The organism is Corynebacterium sp. MSK041 (genome assembly GCF_030232265.1).
In the GTDB taxonomy this organism is placed as follows: Bacteria; Actinomycetota; Actinomycetes; order Mycobacteriales; family Mycobacteriaceae; genus Corynebacterium.
In genome coordinates this window covers 1-18711 of sequence record NZ_JASPJK010000020.1, presented here as the reverse complement: position 1 = coordinate 18711, position 18711 = coordinate 1, and the positions used below count along the sequence as shown (strand labels likewise).

Annotated in this window: 17 protein-coding genes and 2 pseudogenes; 11 read left to right on the top strand and 8 right to left on the bottom strand. The window is 62.0% G+C overall.

Annotated elements, in window-relative coordinates; all coding sequences use genetic code 11:
• Positions 1-150 precede the first annotated feature (150 nt).
• Positions 151-357: a hypothetical protein gene (locus QP968_RS10625; RefSeq protein WP_284856377.1), complete on the top strand. Its 207-nt coding sequence runs from the start codon at positions 151-153 to the stop codon at positions 355-357.
• Between the two features lie 9 nt (positions 358-366).
• Here the strand turns inward: QP968_RS10625 and QP968_RS10620 are convergent, their stop codons facing one another.
• The 6 genes and pseudogenes from QP968_RS10620 to QP968_RS10595 all read right to left on the bottom strand — a co-directional run bounded on the left by QP968_RS10620 (position 367) and on the right by QP968_RS10595 (position 6860).
• A complete protein-coding gene (locus QP968_RS10620) occupies positions 367-1098 on the bottom strand; it encodes an adenylate/guanylate cyclase domain-containing protein (protein ID WP_284856376.1) in 732 nt (243 codons plus the stop codon).
• Between the two features lie 7 nt (positions 1099-1105).
• Positions 1106-1702: a Pycsar system effector family protein gene (locus tag QP968_RS10615; RefSeq protein ID WP_502870939.1), complete on the bottom strand. Its 597-nt coding sequence runs from the start codon at positions 1700-1702 to the stop codon at positions 1106-1108.
• A gap of 484 nt (positions 1703-2186) precedes the next feature.
• A complete protein-coding gene (locus QP968_RS10610) occupies positions 2187-4079 on the bottom strand; it encodes a heavy metal translocating P-type ATPase (RefSeq protein ID WP_284856374.1) in 1893 nt (630 codons plus the stop codon).
• Complete coding sequence (cmtR, locus tag QP968_RS10605) at positions 4076-4435, bottom strand: Cd(II)/Pb(II)-sensing metalloregulatory transcriptional regulator CmtR (RefSeq protein ID WP_034662574.1); 360 nt, start codon at positions 4433-4435, stop codon at positions 4076-4078. The genes QP968_RS10610 and cmtR overlap by 4 nt, the downstream gene beginning before the upstream one ends.
• A 296-nt stretch (positions 4436-4731) precedes the next feature.
• Positions 4732-6214, bottom strand: a pseudogene (locus QP968_RS10600) (multicopper oxidase domain-containing protein).
• Between the two features lie 70 nt (positions 6215-6284).
• Positions 6285-6860, bottom strand: coding sequence for a CueP family metal-binding protein (locus QP968_RS10595; RefSeq protein WP_284856373.1), 576 nt, complete (start codon positions 6858-6860; stop codon positions 6285-6287).
• Positions 6861-7264: 404 nt separating this feature from the next.
• Here QP968_RS10595 and copR point away from each other — a divergent pair, with 404 nt between their 5' ends.
• The 7 genes and pseudogenes from copR to QP968_RS10560 all read left to right on the top strand — a co-directional run bounded on the left by copR (position 7265) and on the right by QP968_RS10560 (position 14398).
• On the top strand, positions 7265-7987 hold the full coding sequence (copR, locus tag QP968_RS10590; RefSeq protein ID WP_284856372.1) for a two-component system response regulator CopR: 723 nt from the start codon (positions 7265-7267) through the stop codon (positions 7985-7987).
• Entirely contained in the window at positions 7984-9111 is a 1128-nt protein-coding gene (gene copS / locus QP968_RS10585) for a two-component system sensor histidine kinase CopS (RefSeq protein ID WP_284856371.1), read from the top strand. The genes copR and copS overlap by 4 nt, the downstream gene beginning before the upstream one ends.
• Before the next feature lie 96 nt (positions 9112-9207).
• On the top strand, positions 9208-9534 hold the full coding sequence (locus tag QP968_RS10580; RefSeq protein ID WP_284856370.1) for a heavy-metal-associated domain-containing protein: 327 nt from the start codon (positions 9208-9210) through the stop codon (positions 9532-9534).
• Between the two features lie 51 nt (positions 9535-9585).
• The gene (locus tag QP968_RS10575; RefSeq protein ID WP_284856369.1) at positions 9586-11820 is read left to right on the top strand and encodes a copper-translocating P-type ATPase; all 2235 of its coding nucleotides are present in this window, start codon (positions 9586-9588) and stop codon (positions 11818-11820) included.
• A 48-nt stretch (positions 11821-11868) separates the two neighbouring features.
• Entirely contained in the window at positions 11869-12555 is a 687-nt protein-coding gene (locus tag QP968_RS10570; protein ID WP_284856379.1) for a DUF305 domain-containing protein, read from the top strand.
• Positions 12556-12887: 332 nt separating this feature from the next.
• A pseudogene (locus QP968_RS10565) lies at positions 12888-13289 on the top strand (recombinase family protein); the annotation flags it as partial.
• 137 nt (positions 13290-13426) lie between these two features.
• On the top strand, positions 13427-14398 hold the full coding sequence (locus QP968_RS10560) for a recombinase family protein (protein WP_284856368.1): 972 nt from the start codon (positions 13427-13429) through the stop codon (positions 14396-14398).
• Positions 14399-14938: 540 nt separating this feature from the next.
• Here QP968_RS10560 and QP968_RS10555 read toward each other — a convergent pair.
• Complete coding sequence (locus QP968_RS10555) at positions 14939-15343, bottom strand: MerR family transcriptional regulator (RefSeq protein ID WP_048733850.1); 405 nt, start codon at positions 15341-15343, stop codon at positions 14939-14941.
• Positions 15344-15512: 169 nt separating this feature from the next.
• Between QP968_RS10555 and QP968_RS10550 the strand changes: the two genes are divergently transcribed.
• Positions 15513-17072: a SulP family inorganic anion transporter gene (locus QP968_RS10550; protein ID WP_034664651.1), complete on the top strand. Its 1560-nt coding sequence runs from the start codon at positions 15513-15515 to the stop codon at positions 17070-17072.
• 169 nt (positions 17073-17241) lie between these two features.
• Here the strand turns inward: QP968_RS10550 and QP968_RS10545 are convergent, their stop codons facing one another.
• The gene (locus QP968_RS10545) at positions 17242-17778 is read right to left on the bottom strand and encodes a hypothetical protein (RefSeq protein ID WP_224786635.1); all 537 of its coding nucleotides are present in this window, start codon (positions 17776-17778) and stop codon (positions 17242-17244) included.
• Positions 17779-17813: 35 nt separating this feature from the next.
• On the opposite strand from QP968_RS10545, the gene QP968_RS10540 reads away from it, so the two are divergent.
• Positions 17814-18287 carry a recombinase family protein gene (locus QP968_RS10540; protein WP_284856378.1) on the top strand — a complete coding sequence of 158 codons (474 nt, stop codon included), beginning with the start codon at positions 17814-17816 and terminating at the stop codon, positions 18285-18287.
• Between the two features lie 170 nt (positions 18288-18457).
• A partial coding sequence (locus QP968_RS10535; protein ID WP_284856367.1) for a DUF4192 family protein occupies positions 18458-18711 on the top strand: 254 nt, incomplete at its 3' end.

Sequence of the window (18711 nt, the reverse complement as noted above, 5' to 3'; positions counted from 1 at the left end):
TTGAGCCGCTACCGGATGCTCACTGAAGCGCTACCGGATAGTCACGACACTGCTACCAAATAGCCGGTCGCAACACTCAAGGAGCGGGTCGGAATCGATACGTCGAAGCTTTTCGTCGCCCGAACAGGCATCCGAGGCGGCAATGACTTGGTGCGGGGTGGGAACGCCGCAAACAATGCGGCGAAGTTGGCCGCGCTCGCTCTTCGCTACCCGACCTACATCACCGCCGACGTCTACAGCAGGCTGAATGAGACCTCGAAGCCAGGAGGTGATCCGAAGCGGAACATGTGGACTGACCTGGGAACCTCCGACATGGGCTATCAGATCTACGGGTCGACGTTCTTGTGGCCGGTCTGACGCTGGATGTCATCTGAGGGAGCTAATCCACTCGTCCATCTCCGCGATGATGGGATCTCCCTGGTACACGGTTCCGATGCCGGACGTCCACTGCGGTCGGAGCAGACCTTGGTTGTTCTCGTTCAGGTTCGAGTAGAAGACGTTCCCGACGACGATCGGGCTCGATCCCCAACCGCGCCCCGCCAAGTGCGCTAGATGGGCTGCCCTGTTGACGACGTCGCCCATGTACACGACGTCGTTGATCTTACTGCCGCTGAACCCCGCCTTGATCATGAGGACCCGCCCGTACTCGACGCCTATGCCAATTCTGAGCTGGGTGATTCCTGCCTTCTCGTAGTGGTGGTTGAGGAGGTTCAGGAGTGTATTGGCCTGCGCTGCGGTAGCGAACACATCGTCGATGTGGTTGACCTGCGTCGTCTTGTAGGAGGCCCATACGCAGTCCCCGACGATATTAACTTCGCGCACATAGTAGTTGGAATTTAGGACTGCGACCATTTCCGAGATGAACGACCGGTAGATCTTCGCAAGAACGGGCCTCTTGTGTTTCGACGTCAGGCCGGACGAATCTCGGATGTCTATGAAGATCGCCGAGCACATGCCGTAGAAGCCGTTAGAGAACGTGAGCTTGTCTCGGTCAGGGAGCCCGTCTACCTCCTCATACGCTCCCGCCGGCTGATCCAGGATCGCTTTGATCCGGGCCGAGCTAGCCGTCCAGTCATATGGTTTGTAGTTGCCGTCCATTTGCGTCCTAGCTGTTCGTGATGCCGACAAAGACGGCAAGGACTGCGATTGCGGCTCCTGCAGCGAGGGCACACCGGATGGCCCACTTTGCGGTGGATGCTTTTACTGTGGCAATCCGAGCATTGACATGTATCTGGTCAGCGAGATCTTTCATCAGCTCAACAGGTTCAGAGGTCAGTGCATGGAGCACCTCGCTGTACTCCCGTCTCTTTCCACTGAAATTTTGATCGATGCTACCAAAAAAGAGCCTGTTGATCGCATCCCGATCTGCATCCTTGTCCTTCACTCGCGGTGTCAGTGTCCATCCGCAAAAAGCGCCGGTCAGGAGAAGCAAAAAGCAGACAATGAAAACGAGAGCGTCGAAAAGTGCAGTCCGAGGAGTAAAGTCCTTTGCGAGGTTGTATGTCATTGTTGCCATCACCCCGGTAAAGGCAAGTGTCACGCTGGCCTTCGCATCCGAATGGCGAATCCACTCGTTCACCAATGCGAGTGTCTTCCATGCGTGATCTGGGTTCGGTTCAGGCGGACTGACGGGCGTCGCCGCGTCGTGCGGATGGCCCCCGGTGGCCCGTCGTCCACCGCGCCAGGACGGTATTCGAAACATAGCTCTAGAGTACTAAGATTGATATGGATGCTTTAGTGCCGTCCGTTACGCGCGTGTCTTAAATGGGGTCCACCAGCTGGAAGTCGCGGGGTAGAGCTTGGAGGCAGTTTGCGCTCCTGCCCCAGCTGCAGGGCGACCGCGGCGGCCGCGTCGCCTGTCGATCGAGAGGTTGCTTTGTACTGAAACGTGGTGGAGTTCAAATTTAGCGTGTAACGCGGAGCGTTAATGACGTTTCGCGTTATTGGGGGGTAGGTTTAAGAGCGCTGTCTCTAACTCCGGTTTTCGTTCGGCCTCGGTCCATTCCGCTACCTCGTGTGTAGAATCTGCAAGCGGTATCGGGCCGTTGAACTATTAGGTTCACCCACAGTTCCCGTGCCTGCACGCACCGAGAAGGACCAGGTGGTGAACTCGAATGACTCGCCTGGTCCAACGTGTGTGCGCTCGGCGCGTGGTTTAACTCTTATAAGACTTGCCGGTCACAGCCTCAGCGTTTCGCTCGTGCAGCCCGCAGGCCGTTCAAGATCACGATGACTTCGGCGACTTCGTGAACCAACACGACGGCGGCCAGGCCGAGCACACCGCTAATCGCCAGTGGCATCAACACGATAATGATGGCCAGAGACAGCACGATGTTTTGGTTGATGATCCTGCTGCCTCGGCGGGCGTGCTGCAGCGCCTGCGGGATCAGCCGGAGGTCGTGGCCAGTGAAGGCGACGTCAGCGGACTCGATCGCGGCGTCAGAGCCGGTTGCTCCCATCGCAATGCCCACCGTTGCGCCCGCCAGTGCGGGCGCGTCGTTGATGCCGTCGCCAATCATCGCCGTCGGTGTCTTGGAGGAGAATTCGGCGACGATGTTTGCCTTGTCCTCCGGGCGCAGCTCGGCGCGCACGTCGTCGATTCCGGCGATTTCAGCCAGCGCCCGAGCGGTGCGAGTGTTGTCGCCGGTGAGCATGCTCACTTGCACGTCGTTGGCGCGCAGGGTCTGCACGGCTTCGGGCACCTCGGGCCGCAGCTCGTCGCGGACGCCGATCGCTCCGGCGAGGGTGTCATCGACGGTGACCAGGACGCAGGTCTGGCCTTCGGATTCCATGCGCTCGACGTCTGCCTTCAGTGGCCCGGCGTCGATCCACCGGGGGCTGCCCACCAGCAGGCGTCGGCCTTCGACGGTGCCGCCGATGCCATGTCCGGCTTCCTCGCTGATGTCCAGGGCGGCGGGTGCTTCGGGCTCAGCTGCCGCGATCGCCGCGGCGAGGGGGTGCGTCGATTGCTGCTCAACTGCCGCAGCGAAAGCAAGCACCTGAGCCCGATCGAATCCCTCTGCCGGGACCACTCCGTTAACCTCGGGCTGGTTGCGGGTAAGGGTTCCGGTCTTGTCCACCGCTAGGTGACGGATGCCGCCGAGTCGCTCGAACGCCGCGCCGGACTTGATGACCACGCCGAACTGGCTGGCCGCGCCGATCGCAGCTACGACCGTCAGCGGCACGGAGATTGCCAGCGCGCACGGCGATGCTGCGACCAGGACCACCAGCGCACGGGTGATCCAAGTCTCTGGGTCACCCAGCAGCGAGCCGATCACGCCGACCAGCACCGCCAGGATCATCACCCCGGGCACTAGGGGTTGGGCAATTCGGTCGGCGATCCGGGCGCGGTCACCCTTCTCCGCCTGCGCCTGCTCGACGAGGTCGACGAGTGTGGTCAGCGAGTTGTCCGTTCCAGCTGCGGTCGTCTCTACTTCCAGCACACCGGCGGAGTTGATCGCACCCGCGGGCACCTCGTCGCCGGGTGCAACCTCCTCCGGAATGGATTCTCCGGTGATCGCTGAGGTGTCAAGGCTGGAACGTCCAGACCGAATGATGCCGTCCGTGGCGATCCGCTCTCCGGGGCGCACGAGCATCAGTTCGCCAGCCACGAGGTCCTTCGCTGCGACCTTGACCGACGTGCCGTCGCGCAGCACCGTCGCGGTCTGCGGTACCAACTTCAACAGTGCCCGCAGTCCGCCCTGTGCCCGGTCCATTGCCTTGTCTTCCAGCGCCTCGGCGATCGAGTACAGGAACGCTAGCGCCGCGGCCTCTCCGACGTAACCGAGGATTACCGCGCCGACCGCGCTGATCGTCATCAGCAAACCAATGCCGAGCTTGCGCTTCGTGACAAGGTTTCGGATAGCGCCGGGCGCGAACGTATACGCCCCTAGCAGCAGGCCGACCCAGAACAGTACTGTCGCGGGTGTCTCTACGCCGGACCAGTCCAGCGCCAGGCCTATGCCGAGGGCTACGCCGGAGAAGATCGGCAGTAGCAACTCGGGGTCCTTCCACCATGGCCGATCGAGTTCTTCGATCTCTGTGGCGGGTTCGTGTGCGCATCCACACGCCGAGCTCATGCGTCCGCTCCCTTCTCGCCGCAGCCGGGCACCGAGCATTCAGGGTCGATGCACGGGGCGTTTTCGTCGACAGCCAACGTCGCGTTCACCAGCGCGTTGAGCGCTGCCGCGAGGTGCGGATCGGCGATTTCGTAGCGTGTCTTGCGGCCCTCCGGCTCGGCGACGACGATGCCGCAGTCGCGCAGGCAGGTCAGGTGGTTCGAGACGTTCGAGCGGGTCAGGTCCAGGTCGCGCGAAAGCACGGCCGGGTAGCTCGGGCCGTCGAGTAGTGTCATCAGGATTCTGGAGCGCGTCGGATCCGCCATGGCCCGGCCGAGCCGGTTCATGACGTCGAGGCGTGAAGCAATGGTCAGCATGTGCTGAACAATACATCGTGTGCTGAACTATTCAAAATGCGCTGAACTGACAGTTACGCGAAGGTCCTGCGACCTGCAAGAATTAGTCGATGGGATAGCAGATGACTGATCCTTTGTGGTTCGGCTGCCACCCAACGCGGGAGCGACGTGGGCGGCGCGGTTCTCGAGAAAGTAACTTTGCAACTACATACCGTGGAGTTCAAGTTCAACGTAACCTAAGGCGAGCTAGTGCTAGTTGTGTGACAACACGTGCTGCCATTTACCTTCGCATCTCGCTCGATACCCTGCTGTGGGCGTTACTCGTAGCGAAGCGAGCTGAGCATCCCGGTTTCCATGTGATAGGCGTTATGGCAGTGAAATGCCCACTCACCGGGGTTGTCAGCGATCAGGTCGGCGATCATGGTTTCACCGTGGCGGAGAAGGACGGTGTCCTTGCGTAGCCCGCCGCTGCCGGGCAGCGCCCATGTGTGGCCGTGAATGTGCATGGGATGGGGCATCATGGTCCTGTTGCGCATGACCATCCGCAGGCGCTGGCCATCCTGCACGGTCGCGGGGGAGGATTGGCCGTCGGTGAGAATGCTCCATTCATACGGCATCATCTGCCCGCCCAGGTCGATGCTGACTTCTCGGTCTGGTGTGCCCTCGGGCAGGAGTACACGGTTTGCTGGCTTCAGGGAGGACAGAAGCAGTCCGGTGGACGACAACTCGGGGAAGTCGTCATCGGGGCGTGGGGCCTGGCCGCCGGCGGTGCGGATGACGGCGAAGGCGCGGTCGTCCTTACCCCACCGCCAAAGCCGTGAGCGGGAAGACGCCGTCGTCGAGGATGACCTCGACGTCGACACGCTCGCCCATCGATAGGTAGATCGATTCGGTCTCCTTGGGCTGGACGGGGAAGCCGTCGGTGTGGGTGACGGTCATGCGGTGGCCACCGAGGGCTACTTTGAAGATGGTGTCACCGCCGGCGTTGATAAACCGCAGGCGGGCCTTGTCGCCCGGGCGAGCCTCGAAGGTCCGGTGAGCACGGGGGATACGTCCGTTGATGAGGTAGTGCGGATACATCACATCGCCGGCATCCCCGCCCAGAACCAGGTCCGGGGTGCCGTGCATCATGTGGCCGTGACCTCCCATTCCCTTCTTCCCGTTATGGTCGCCTGAACCCATTCCGGTGAGCTTATCGAGCTCATCGTCGGGAGTGCCCTGAATACCATCGACCCAGTCTTCGAGCACGATGGTCCACTCGACGTCCTGGTCCTCAGCGTCCTGCGGGTCACGGATGATCAGTGGGGCGTGGAGGCCACGATCAAGCTGCAGGCCGGTGTGGGAATGGTAGAAGTAGGTGCCACCGTGGGGGACTTCAAAAACATAGGAGAAAGACTCGCCAGGTTCAATGGGGTCCTGGGTCATGCCGGGCACACCGTCGGCTGCGTTGTGGAGTGCAATGCCATGCCAGTGGATGGAGGTGCTCTCAGGCAGTTCATTGGTGATATCGACCTGGAGAACGTCGCCGGCGGTGGCCTCAATGGCCGCATCCCCGGTGTCAGAGACGTATCCCCACGTCTTGGCTTCGATGCCTCCGATATCCAGGGAGAGGGGCCGGGCGGTCAGTGTCCGCCGCACCGTCGGCTCACCGAGTGCAGTGGGAGTGGGAGTGGGGCGAAGGGAGGGACCTGGTGCCGAGGCAGCGGGTCCAGGGTCGCTGGTGCAGGCGGCCACGGCCCCGGTGCCGGCGAGGACGAGCCCGCCGAGCAGAAACTGTCGTCGGGAAAACGCGTTCGTCATAATTTAACCTTCCTGGTGTAAGAATTCAGTGACACGGGAGACAGGCGCAGGTGAGGACCCTGCTGAGCCATCACGTCAGGCGCAGGTCTGTGACACAGGTGGCACCGTCGTCGGTGGTGGAAAACTCCGTGGTGCCGGTACGCCCCTGGTAGCTGACCTCAATCAGGCCGGTGACATCATCGGGAAGCCAGAAGCCAATAAACCCGTTGTCGAAGGTGGTTGTCGCCTCGTCCACCAGCATCTCACCGGTCGCCTCATCGGTGATCGTGACCTGGATATCCTCATTGCTGAGTTCCCCCACGCAGGTCGTGAGGCTGTGGTAGAAGCAGTCGTGGGTGGAGTTGAGATAGGGTGCGATCGAGACATACGTCTGATTGTCGGGAAGATCGACCACGACTTCCTGGTCACCGCTCGAGAGCAGTAGTTCATCGGCACGCACTGAGGCGATCAGATCCGTGGGGCGCTCAGTGACCTTCTGCCGGTCGAGGTGATCAATGATCTCCACCGCGTCCATGTCGGCCAGGCCATGAGTAGTCAGGAATGTATCTTGGGACACCGTCCTCGTGGCCGTGGGTTCCGGGTCGGCGGTCGAACACCCCGTGAGGGCGAGAGCAAGGGCGGCGGCTGCGATCGCTGCTCGTTTCACGTCAATCTCCTTGGATCGTGGTAACACTGTGAGAAGACACCGCCTCAAGGTCGGTGCCATACCGTTATCTTGCACGGGTGCCTGACGGAGTAGAAATAAAAAACCCTGCTCACAGCCTTATAACAGGGCGAAAAGGGGGGTGAATTCAGTGGGCTGGGTCACCACCGGGACACCACCCCACAGCCGTGGGCGATGTTCTTCTACCCGCCCCGGGTATGCGGTGCAGGCAGTGAAATCCCTGGTGGCGCCTGCTGAACCGACCAGGGGAGGCGATGCCGCCGGCCCGGGGTGGGGCACAGGGGTGACGGCGATCGAAGGGTGATGTTTGAAGATTTGATGAAGATTCCCCGCCGGGCACTGGGTGAGGGTGGTATTCCCCCCTGGCCGGCGCGATACTGGGGTCTATGGCCGACCACACACCGACCACCGCCACGCCCTCGGGGCGGGTGCTGGTCGTCGATGATGAACAACCCCTGGCTCAGATGGTGTCCTCCTACCTCATCCGGGCAGGCTTCGATACCCGCCAGGCGCACACCGGCACCCAGGCCGTGGACGAGGCTCGTCGCTTTTCCCCCGATGTTGTGGTGCTGGATCTGGGGCTGCCCGAACTCGACGGCCTGGAGGTATGCCGACGGATCCGCACCTTCTCGGACTGCTACATCCTCATGCTCACCGCGCGTGGCAGCGAGGACGACAAGATCAGCGGTTTGACCCTGGGGGCGGATGACTACATCACCAAACCTTTTAGCATCCGGGAACTAGTGACCCGGGTGCATGCGGTGCTGCGCCGCCCGCGCACCAGCACCACCCCACCGCAGGTGACCACCCCCTTGAGCGTTGGTGACCTCGTCCTTGACCCCGTCGCCCATCAGGTGCGGGTGGGGGAGACGACCGTGGAGCTCACCCGCACGGAGTTCGAGCTGCTGGTTGCCCTGGCCCTGCGCCCCGGCCAGGCGCTGACCCGCCACGACCTGGTCACCGAGGTCTGGGACACCACCTGGGTCGGTGATGAACGCATCGTCGATGTCCACATCGGCAACTTGCGTCGCAAGCTCGGCACCGACACCCGGGGCCGGGGGTTTATCGACACCGTGCGTGGCGTGGGCTACCGGGTGGGGCAGCCATGAATCACGGACCCGGCCTGACCTTCCGCTTCCTGGCCGCCCAGGTGTTGGTCGTGGTGATTAGCCTGCTGGTGGCCGCGGCCGTGGCCACGACGGTGGGCCCGCCCCTGTTCCATGATCATATGTTGATGGCCGGCCGGGAGGACCCCTCGCTGGAGCTGTTCCATGCCGAGCAGGCCTACCGGGACGCCAACCTGATCACCCTGGCCGTCGCCCTGCCCACTGCCTTGATCAGCGCCCTACTGGCCAGTCTGTGGTTATCGCGTCGTCTGCGCGCCTCCCTGCAGGATCTCACCCGCGCCGCTACCAACCTGGCGGCCGGTAATTCCCGTATCCGCGTGCCCGCCGGAGAAGCAGGCCCCGAGGTCGCCACCCTGGCGCATGCCTTCAACACCATGGCCGACAGGCTGGAACACACCGAACAGGTCCGCCGCCAGATGCTCTCTGATCTGGCCCACGAAATGGGCACCCCCTTATCGGTGCTCACGGCCTACCTCGATGGTCTCCAGGACGGGGTCGTGGACTGGAATGATGCCAACCACACGATCATGGCTGACCAACTCACCCGCCTGACCCGGTTGATGGAAGACATTGACGATGTCTCCCGGGCCCAGGAACATCGGATCGATTTGGACCTGGCGGAGGAAGGGCTCGGGGATCTGCTCCATACCGTTGCTGCTGCCGCGGGGGAAGCTTATGCTGACAAAGGCGTCGATTTACAAGTCGAGACCATTACGGACACCGCCCGGGTGCTCGTGGACCGGCAACGCTTCGGCCAGGTGATGAGCAATCTCCTGTCGAACGCGCTACGGCACACCCCGGCCGGCGGGCAGGTCCGGATCAGCGTCTACCGACAGGGGGCGTCCACCGCGCTCATCCATGTCGCCGATGACGGCGAGGGCATCCCACCTGGCCAGCTCGGACATATCTTCGAACGCTTCTACCGGGGGGATGCCGCCCGCAGCCGGGACAACGGCGGGGCCGGTATCGGTCTGACCATCTCCAAGGCATTGATCGAGGCCCACGGCGGCACTCTCACCGCCACCTCCCCCGGGCCCGGTCGCGGAGCGGTGTTTGCCCTCCGCCTTCCGCTGTCCCCTCCCGACAGTGAGGAGGCTGCCCGGTGATCACACCCTGCCCCGCGCGAGGGCCGCGCCCTCCACCCCTTGAAGATATACCCCAGATAGCATCGCCGAATCCCACCGACCCGTAGGAGCTTTCTCATGATCACCTCCCCGCCCCGCCTCTTGCCGATGGCCTCCCACGGCTGCAGCTGTTGCGGACCTGCCTCACGTGCCGACACCGCCTCCATCCCTGCCGCCAGCGACTCGTCAGCAGGAGGGGCCTCCCCTAGCTACCAGGTCACCGGTCTGACCTGCGGGCACTGCGTGAAAAGCGTGACCCAGGCCCTTCAGGCACTCCCCCAGGTCGACGACGTCCAGGTTGATCTCGCTGCTGGTGGTGTTTCCACCGTCACGGTCACCGGTGTCGTACCTCCGGAGATGGTTCGCCGGGCCATCGAGGAGGCCGGCTACACCGTCTTATCCTGATCAGTTTTACCCATCATCTCGACCCCGACCGGGTTGAGCGAAAGGAACGTCATGAGCACTCCCCACCATTCCAGCAAGCACCATGGTGATCACCCCGCTCCGGAAACAGGCCACACCCACCACCCGGATCATGCCAGCCACGAACACCACGCAGATGCCGACACCCACGGCCAGGCGATGCCCCACGATCACCCGCACTCCGCCCTGGACGAAGACCACCAAGTTCATAGTCACGGCGAACACGCCGGACACAGCACCGCAATGTTTCGGGACCGCTTCTGGTGGTCGCTGATTCTGTCCATTCCCGTCATTATTTTCAGCCCCATGGTCGCCCAGCTGCTCGGCTACCACCTCCCGGCATTCCCCGGATCCACCTGGATCCCCCCGGTGCTGGGCACGATCATCTTCGTCTACGGCGGAACGCCTTTCCTCAAGGGCGGATGGAAAGAACTGAAATCCCGCCAACCCGGGATGATGCTCCTGATCGCCATGGCCATCACCGTGGCGTTTGTCGCCTCCTGGGTCACCACTCTGGGGCTGGGCGGTTTTGAGCTGGACTTCTGGTGGGAGCTGGCTCTGCTGGTGACCATCATGCTGCTGGGCCACTGGCTGGAGATGCGCGCTCTCGGGGCCGCGTCCTCTGCGCTTGACGCGCTGGCTGCCCTGCTGCCGGATGAGGCCGAGAAAGTCATTGACGGGACCACCCGCACCGTGGCCATCTCCGAGCTGGTCGTCGACGACGTCGTGCTGGTGAGGGCCGGTGCCCGGGTGCCGGCCGACGGTACCATCCTCGACGGAGCCGCCGAATTCGATGAGGCGATGATCACCGGCGAATCCCGTCCCGTCTTCCGCGACACTGGTGACAAGGTGGTCGCCGGTACCGTGGCCACCGACAACACCGTCCGCATCCGGGTGGAGGCTACCGGCGGGGACACCGCCCTGGCCGGGATCCAACGCTTGGTTGCCGACGCTCAGGAGTCCTCCTCCCGGGCCCAGGCCCTGGCGGATCGGGCGGCGGCGTTGTTGTTCTGGTTCGCGCTGATCTCCGCTCTGATCACCGCGGTGGTGTGGACCATCATCGGCAGCCCGGACGATGCCGTGGTGCGCACGGTCACGGTGCTGGTCATCGCCTGCCCGCACGCCCTGGGCCTGGCGATTCCGCTGGTCATTGCGATCTCCACCGAGCGGGCCGCGAAATCCGGGGTGCTCATCAAGGACCGGATGGCGCTCGAGCGGATGCGCACCATCGACGTGGTGCTCTTCGACAAAACCGGCACCCTGACCGAGGGTGCGCACGCGGTCACCGATGTCGCGGCAGCTGTCGGCGTCACCGAGGGCGAGCTGCTGGCCCTGGCTGCCGCCGCGGAGGCCGACAGCGAGCACCCCGTGGCCCGCGCCATCGTGGCGGCCGCGGCCGCCCATCCCGAGGCCTCCCGTCGGCAAATCCGTGCAACTGGTTTCAGCGCCGCCTCCGGCAGGGGAGTCCGGGCCACTGTCGATGGCGCTGAGATCCTCGTGGGCGGGCCGAACATGCTGCGCGAGTTCAACCTCACCACCCCGGCCGAGCTCACCGACACCACCAGCGCCTGGACTGGGCGTGGGGCCGGTGTGCTCCATATTGTCCGCGACGGTCAGATCATCGGTGCGGTGGCCGTCGAGGACAAGATCCGCCCCGAATCCCGCGCCGCCGTGAAAGCCCTGCAGGACCGCGGGGTGAAGGTCGCGATGATCACCGGTGACGCGCAGCAGGTGGCCCAGGCAGTTGGCCAGGACCTGGGGATCGATGAGGTCTTCGCCGAGGTCCTGCCCCAGGACAAGGACACCAAGGTCACCCAGTTACAGGAGCGTGGCCTGAGCGTGGCCATGGTCGGCGACGGTGTCAACGACGCCCCTGCTCTGACCCGCGCGGAGGTCGGTATCGCCATCGGTGCCGGCACGGATGTGGCCATGGAATCTGCCGGGGTGGTCCTAGCCAGTGATGACCCGCGGGCAGTGCTGTCGATGATTGAGCTGTCCCAGGCCAGCTACCGCAAGATGATCCAGAACCTGGTCTGGGCCTCTGGCTACAACATCCTCGCCGTGCCGCTGGCCGCCGGCGTGCTCGCCCCGATCGGGTTCGTGCTGTCCCCGGCCGTGGGCGCGATCTTGATGTCTGTTTCGACCATCGTGGTGGCCCTGAACGCCCAGCTGTTGCGCCGCATTGATCTGGATCCGGCTCACCTGGCTCCGGCCGAGTCGAAGGCTGAACACACCACGCCTACTCCGGCATCCACCGCTGTCCACTGATCCACCACTTCTCTCCACTGCCCCCATATGACCCTGAAAGGCTCGACCATGAAGCGCACCCTTGTTCTTTCCGCTATCGCCGTGGCCTCCACCCTGGCGCTGGCCGCCTGCGGTGAGGCCACCGAGTCAGGCAACACCGACGCCACCACCTCGACCACCAGCACTGCGACGACTACCGCTGAGACGACCGAGACCACCACGGCGACGACTGAGGCGGACGGGGAGATCTCCGCCGATCACAACGACGCCGACATCATGTTTGCCCAGATGATGATCCCCCATCACCAGCAGGCCGTGGAGATGAGTGAGATGCTCCTGGCCAAGGAGGGTATCCCCGCCCAGGTCGTGGAGTTTGCCCAGGGGGTTATTGACGCCCAGGGACCGGAGATTGACCGGATGAACGCCATGCTCGAGGCCTGGGGCCAGCAGCCGGTCACCGACTCTGGGGGCATGGGCACCATGGACGAGATGGGTGGAATGGATCACAGCGAGATGGGTGGCATGAGCGGGATGATGAGCCAGGAGGACATGACAGCCCTTGAGGAGGCCCAGGGCACCGAGGCTGCCCGTCTATACCTGGAGCAGATGACCGCCCACCACGAAGGTGCGGTCGACATGGCCCGTGACGAGGTTGCTGATGGTCAGAATCCCCATGCGATCACCCTGGCCGAACAAATTATCAACGACCAGGAGGCCGAGATCGCCCAGATGCAGCAGATGCTCACCGCCCTATGACAGGTCCCCGTCTTCTTCTGATCCCGAGGACAGGCATCTGAAAAAGAGGGATAACCGTGACGATTGCCACCTGCTGTGGGCGATGGGTCGTTGTCACCGCAGCGGGTGCACCGGGGTGGATGTTTCTCTCCCTCTGGTCGCACCACTGAGGAAGGGAAAGCTCCTGTGTCCAGACCCTTGGAGGACTACGCATTATTGTCCGATACTCACACGGCCGCCCTGGTCTGCCGGCAGGGCAGCATTGATTGTTGGGGGTGTCCCCCGAGTAGTGGACACGGCGTTGGTGTGGAGTTTCGTTTCAATGTAACCTGAGGCGCGCTAGTGTTAGCGGCATGACAACACGTGCTGCTATTTACCTCCGTATCTCGCTCGATGCTGCCATGGACGGCCTCGCCATCGACCGGCAGCGCCAGGACTGCGAAGCCCTTGCCGAGCAACGCGGCTGGGACGTCGTGCATACCTACGTCGATCAGTCGATCTCCGCGTCGAAGAAGGACGTGGACCGCCCCGACTACGACGCGATGGTGGCGTCCTTTGAGCGCGGCGAGATCGACGCGATCATTTGCTGGGACCTCGACCGCCTCACACGGCAGCCCTGGCAGCTCGAAGAGTGGATCGACAGGGCAGAGGAGCAGGGGCTGAAACTCGTCACTGCGAACGGTGATGCTGACCTTGCCACCGACGGCGGCAGAATGTACGCGCGCATCAAAGCAGCCGTGGCACGCGGCGAGATCGAGCGGAAGAGCATGCGCCAATCCCGTGCGCAACAGCAGCGCGCCGAGCAGGGCCGCTGGTACTCCGGCGTGTCCGCCCTATCGGCTACACCTCCACCGGCGAGATCATCCCATCCGAAGCCGCCGCCGTGCTCGGTATGTTCCGCGCTGTCGAGCGGGGCAACTCCATGCGCGACATCGCACGCGCCTTATCTGGGGTCGATCAGCCAGGCTTGCCGGATATCCCGACCACGCCGCGCCATATGCACACCGTGGTTAAGGAGCGCAACGCACGCCGCCGCGCTGCTGGCCAGGAAGAAAAGTCGGTTCCCGACGAGCAGCCGTGGGCCTACACATCGTTGCACTCGATCCTGCGCAACCCCGTGTATGCCGGCTACTCCACATATAAGAAGGCCAAGCGCAAAGGCGTGAAGAACAAATACCGCCGTGTCACGCATATCGTCCGCGACCCCGATACCGGCGAGCCTGTGAAAGGGCAGTGGGAGCCGATCGTCACACCCGATTTGTGGTGGCGTGTGCAGAACGTGCTCGATGATCCCGACCGGCTGACCAACAAGGAGCGCCGGAACACTCGCCGCCATCTCGGCTCGGGTCTGTATGTCTGCGACGAGTGCGGCAACCCTGTGCGCACGCATGCCGACCGCTACCGCTGCGCCGCCTGTGGATTAGTGCGCACACATAGCGTCGATGATTTTGTGCTCGCCGTGATCCGCGCCCGCCTTGGCCGTGACGACCTGGCGGACCTGCTGCCGACTGTGGACGACGACGAGGTCAACGCCATCGACGACGAACTCGCTGAGCTTCGCGCAAAGCTCGCCCGCGTCCAGGCTGACTACGATGAGGAGCTTATCGAGGCCCGTGACCTCAAGCGCGCGCGAAACCGTTATGAGCCGCAGATCGAGAAACTCGAAACGCGCCGTGCCCGTCTTGCTGGCGCATCGGCGCTGCTCGACACAACCGGCTACGCCTCGCCCGTGGATGCCTTCGACAACGCAGAGCTTGCCGTGCAGCGCCGAGTCATCAATACCCTGTGCCAGGTGCGCCTGCGCCGTGGCGTGCGCGGCACCAAGACCTTTAACCCTGAATCGGTGCAGATCGTGTGGAACTAGGTTGCAGTGTGTGACACGTCAACAATCGCGCGCATGCGCTGCGGCGCGCAAAGCTCTTACGAAGGAACGCCACGGGAGCCGGCAGTTCGGGGGAGATCTGCCTTCGTGTATCGGGGGCGACACTGCTCAACCGTGGCGTTCGCAGGAAGTATGACACGGCTCTTGTTACCCCAGAGGTCGTAGGTTCGAATCCTGCCCCCGCTACCAACTTCCAAGCCCCTACCAGGAGAAACACTGGTAGGGGCTTTAGTTATTTCTCTTAAGGCGCACGTCCTGGGACTCAAATCGGGACTTTAGCGATGGCATTTTGTCACTTAAGCCGGTTTGGAAGTGATGGGGTTAAGTGACAATTTTCGATTTTGTGACCTTGGATGACTGTGTCGTTTTGAGGAGTCGTCTGCACGGATTTCAGAAGTCCTCTGTACTATCGCCATCCACTCCGGAGAGGCCGCGGGCGTTCGTCCACTTCATCTGGAACGCGATTCGACAGAGCGCATTCAATACGATGGTCTTTTTCTCCCTGCGAAGGATGGGGGCAGTTTAGGGTACCAGGGTGTTGACCAGATCGAGGAATTCCTCAGCGTAGGCAATTTGCTTGCGTAGCTTTTCGTAGCGGGTGCGCGTCTCCTCACGAATGTCGGCAAGGGTGGCCTTGGCATTACTCCGTGCCTGCTGTGCGGTATCACTGTCCTGCCCGCCATCTGAACTATGAAGAATCTCCGCAGCTTCCAGGAATTCCCGCATCTGATCCAGAGTAAACCCCAGCGGTTTCATCCGTCGCACCAGCAAAACACGACGTACATCAGCCTCACTATAAAGCCTGAACCCACCAGGGCTACGCCCCGATGGGGTAATCAGGCCGACGTTGTCATAATAACGCAAGGTGGGAATCGACAACCCCGTCTGGTCAACGACCTCGCCGATCTTGAAATTACTGTTTTGCATTGCCTGTTCTCCTTCACGGTGATGTTGCCCACGGGTTCCTGTGCCTGGGTTGGCGGTTGAGTAAAACTCCCGCTACCATGACCACCATCACCAAACCTAAAGTTACTAGAGGGTTGGATTCCTTTCGGGCGTTCGCCCAGTTACCTATCCCCTCAAAGATTGGACATCTATGACTGAAACTAGCACGGCGGCCCCCCGCCCCCTCCTGAGTCCAGACGGCGCTGATGCCCCTACCGGGATCATCGCATCCTTCCGTTACGCATTTTCTTCCCCCGCCCGTATCCGTATAGAGATTCTGGCCGGACTGGCGGTATCCCTGGCGCTGATCCCTGAGGCCATTGCCTTTTCCATCCTTGCCGGTGTTGACCCAGCCATGGGTCTGTTTTCCTCGGTAGTCATGGCCATTGCGATCGCCTTTACCGGTGGCCGCCCGGCAATGATCACCGGCGCCACCGGGGCTATTGCCCTAGTCATTGCTCCTGTGGCGCGTGGTTACGGGATGGATTATTTCATCGCCACCGTCCTGTTGGGCGGTGTCCTACAAATCGTGCTTGGCGCCCTCGGTGTGGCGAAACTTCAGCGTTTTATCCCCCGATCGGTGATGCTGGGTTTCGTCAATGCACTGGGCATTATGATTTTCACCGCCCAACTCGAACACCTCATTGATGTGCCTTGGATAGTCTACCCACTCGTCGGCTTGGGTGTGGTGATCATGATTTTCTTCCCCAAGCTCACCAGTGTGATCCCCGCCCCGCTGGTCACGATTATCGTGCTCACCGGTTTGGTCATTGCCGCCGGTTTGACTGTCCCGACGGTCTCGGACATGGGCAAGATGCCGGAGACCTTACCGTCCCTGTTTATTCCGAACGTGCCGTGGACGTTGGAGACCCTGCAGATCATCGCGCCTTATGCCCTGGCCATGGCCGTGGTCGGTCTCATGGAATCGTTGATGACCGCCAAGCTCGTCGATGACATCACCGACACTCATTCCGATAAAACTCGTGAATCCTGGGGACAGGGGGTGGCTAATATTGCCTCCGGTTTCTTCGGCGGCATGGGTGGCTGCGCGATGATCGGTCAAACCATGATCAACGTCCGCGAATCCGGGGCACGTACCCGCCTATCCACCCTGTTAGCCGGTGTGTTCCTGCTGGTCCTGGTCCTGGCACTGGGCGACATCGTTGGCATGATCCCGATGGCTGCGCTGGTGGCAATCATGATCATGGTCTCGGTCGGCACCATCGACTGGCACTCGGTGCATCCACGCACCCTTAAACTCATGCCGGTCTCTGAGACCATTGTTATGGCCGTGACGATTATTGCCACCCTAGCCACCAGCAACCTGGCCATTGGTGTGGTGTTGGGTGTGGTCACCGCGATGATCATGTTCGCCCGTCGGATGGCACATATCGCTTCCATTGAAAAGGTCTCCGAGATCGACGGCGACGGCGATGGCGAGATTGATACTCGTACCTACCGGGTGCATGGCCAGTTGTTTTGGGCATCAAGCAATGACCTGGTTTATCGCTTTGATTACACCGATTCTGCCCGTCATATCACTATTGATCTCACTGAGGCGGAGATCTGGGATGCCTCCACGGTCGCGACCTTTGACGCGATTACGCAGAAGTTCCAGGACAGAGGCAAAACCGTGTCCATTATCGGGCTCGACGGTCCCAGTCAGGACCGGCTGAACCGCCTGTCTGGCCGGCTTGGCACCGGCCACTAACATCCCCCGACTCGAGCACATCGACTTGGCGCCCCAACTTATAACCGGGGCGCCAGTTTATTGGTGCTGTTGCAAAGTTGGGGCATAGGAAGAGCATAAAAGAAGCGTAGCGGTTAACCGCTACGCTGTGTTGTGGGGATTTTTACTTTTTACGGTGCACGTGTTCTAGTTAGTGGTTCGTTTCTTTCCTCGGGTGATTGCGACGGTATTCCTCGACTAAGTGAGCAATACCCGGCGCAGCCTGGGACAACATCCAGGTCATAAGCGCTATAAGAACCCCTATGACGATAAGTGTTAACGCCAACCAGCCCAGTGTTGGGCCGATGCCGTTGGCCTCCTGGACGTGACCCCACAAGGCAGACACGCCGTCGGGTATGCCGAGCATACTTAGCAGCCCCTTCCCCAAGGCTCCGACAGCAACGAGTGCAATAGCAACGAAGAGAACACTGGCTGCAATCCACGAGGCAGACATGCAGGCCTTAATAAAGTTCGTGTTCGACTTTTCCATATCGTCGTTATACTGCTTGCGTTCTGCGCGTATCTCCTCCAGCAGCTTTTCGTTGGACTCCTTCTCCTGGAGCAGAGCGCTGCGAGCCTTCTTAGAGGCTTCTGCTGCCTCGTGCAGGCTCTTAGGCTCTTTCGACATTGCCTCAGATACAGCTACTTCTACCAGCGGTTCCAGGCTAGAAGTCAGGCTCGAAGTCATCTGAGCGTTCAGGCTCTGGCTGCGACCCGGACCACATCTACTCAGACACCATCTCCGGCACCAACTGGCAACGGCCTGGTCTTGATGACGCGCTGGCGTACATGCGCCCCGACGACACGCTCGTTGTCACGCGCTTGGACAGGCTCGGCCGCAGCCTCGCGGACACCGTGAACACCATCGCTGACCTCGCCGAGCGTGACATCAACGTCAAGGTGTTGGAGCCAGCGCTGGACACGTCGAAGCCCACCGACAAGGTGGTTATCAACGTCATGGCAAGTCTTGCCGAGTGGGAGCGTGACCTGCTTGTCCAGCGCACCCGTGAGGGCGTGGCGCACGCCCGCGCACAGGGCAGGGTCGCCGGCCCCAAGCCGAAGCTCAGCGCTGAGCAGGCGCAGATGGCCAAGGAGCTTATCGACGGCGGCAAGTCCGTCAGCGCTGTAGCGCGCACCTTTAACGTCTCGCGGCTGACGATCTATCGCGCTCTCAAGCGCATCGAAGCCGACGCTTAGGCACAGGCTGCGTCGCTAGCGCTCGCACCCGGCGAGAAGGCATCAGGCTGCGCTAGCGACGCTCGGCACACATGAGTGCTGCACTGCTGGGATACGCCTGCGACCGGCAGAGCCGGGCCGAATACGGGATTGACCACATACACCCCGTATTCGTGCAAAGGAGCACTGCCATGTCCACCCATTCTCACACGCTTGCATCCCACGGCGAGGTTCTCGCGAACCTCCCCGGCATCCTCGGGTTTTACCCGAACAACTCGCTGATCCTCGCGTTCTTCGTCGACGACGAGGGCGTCGACACCGTCCGCCTCGGCCCGGTCGCACGGTTCGACCTGGACGAAGCAGTGGAGAAGCTCACCGAGAGCCGCGAGCGGTTCGCAGCGTGGGTCCACCACCTCGAACTCGACGCTGTTATCGCGTACATGAT

What these genes read in the sequence shown, in the direction of transcription:
- QP968_RS10620 (WP_284856376.1), bottom strand. Translation starts at nt 1,098, where the DNA reads ATGGACGGCAACTACAAACCATATGACTGGACGGCTAGCTCGGCCCGG.
- QP968_RS10615 (WP_502870939.1), bottom strand. Translation starts at nt 1,702, where the DNA reads ATGTTTCGAATACCGTCCTGGCGCGGTGGACGACGGGCCACCGGGGGC.
- QP968_RS10610 (WP_284856374.1), bottom strand. Translation starts at nt 4,079, where the DNA reads ATGAGCTCGGCGTGTGGATGCGCACACGAACCCGCCACAGAGATCGAA.
- cmtR (WP_034662574.1), bottom strand. Translation starts at nt 4,435, where the DNA reads ATGCTGACCATTGCTTCACGCCTCGACGTCATGAACCGGCTCGGCCGG.
- copR (WP_284856372.1), top strand. Translation starts at nt 7,265, where the DNA reads ATGGCCGACCACACACCGACCACCGCCACGCCCTCGGGGCGGGTGCTG.
- copS (WP_284856371.1), top strand. Translation starts at nt 7,984, where the DNA reads ATGAATCACGGACCCGGCCTGACCTTCCGCTTCCTGGCCGCCCAGGTG.
- QP968_RS10580 (WP_284856370.1), top strand. Translation starts at nt 9,208, where the DNA reads ATGATCACCTCCCCGCCCCGCCTCTTGCCGATGGCCTCCCACGGCTGC.
- QP968_RS10575 (WP_284856369.1), top strand. Translation starts at nt 9,586, where the DNA reads ATGAGCACTCCCCACCATTCCAGCAAGCACCATGGTGATCACCCCGCT.
- QP968_RS10570 (WP_284856379.1), top strand. Translation starts at nt 11,869, where the DNA reads ATGAAGCGCACCCTTGTTCTTTCCGCTATCGCCGTGGCCTCCACCCTG.
- QP968_RS10560 (WP_284856368.1), top strand. Translation starts at nt 13,427, where the DNA reads ATGTTCCGCGCTGTCGAGCGGGGCAACTCCATGCGCGACATCGCACGC.
- QP968_RS10555 (WP_048733850.1), bottom strand. Translation starts at nt 15,343, where the DNA reads ATGCAAAACAGTAATTTCAAGATCGGCGAGGTCGTTGACCAGACGGGG.
- QP968_RS10550 (WP_034664651.1), top strand. Translation starts at nt 15,513, where the DNA reads ATGACTGAAACTAGCACGGCGGCCCCCCGCCCCCTCCTGAGTCCAGAC.
- QP968_RS10545 (WP_224786635.1), bottom strand. Translation starts at nt 17,778, where the DNA reads ATGACTTCGAGCCTGACTTCTAGCCTGGAACCGCTGGTAGAAGTAGCT.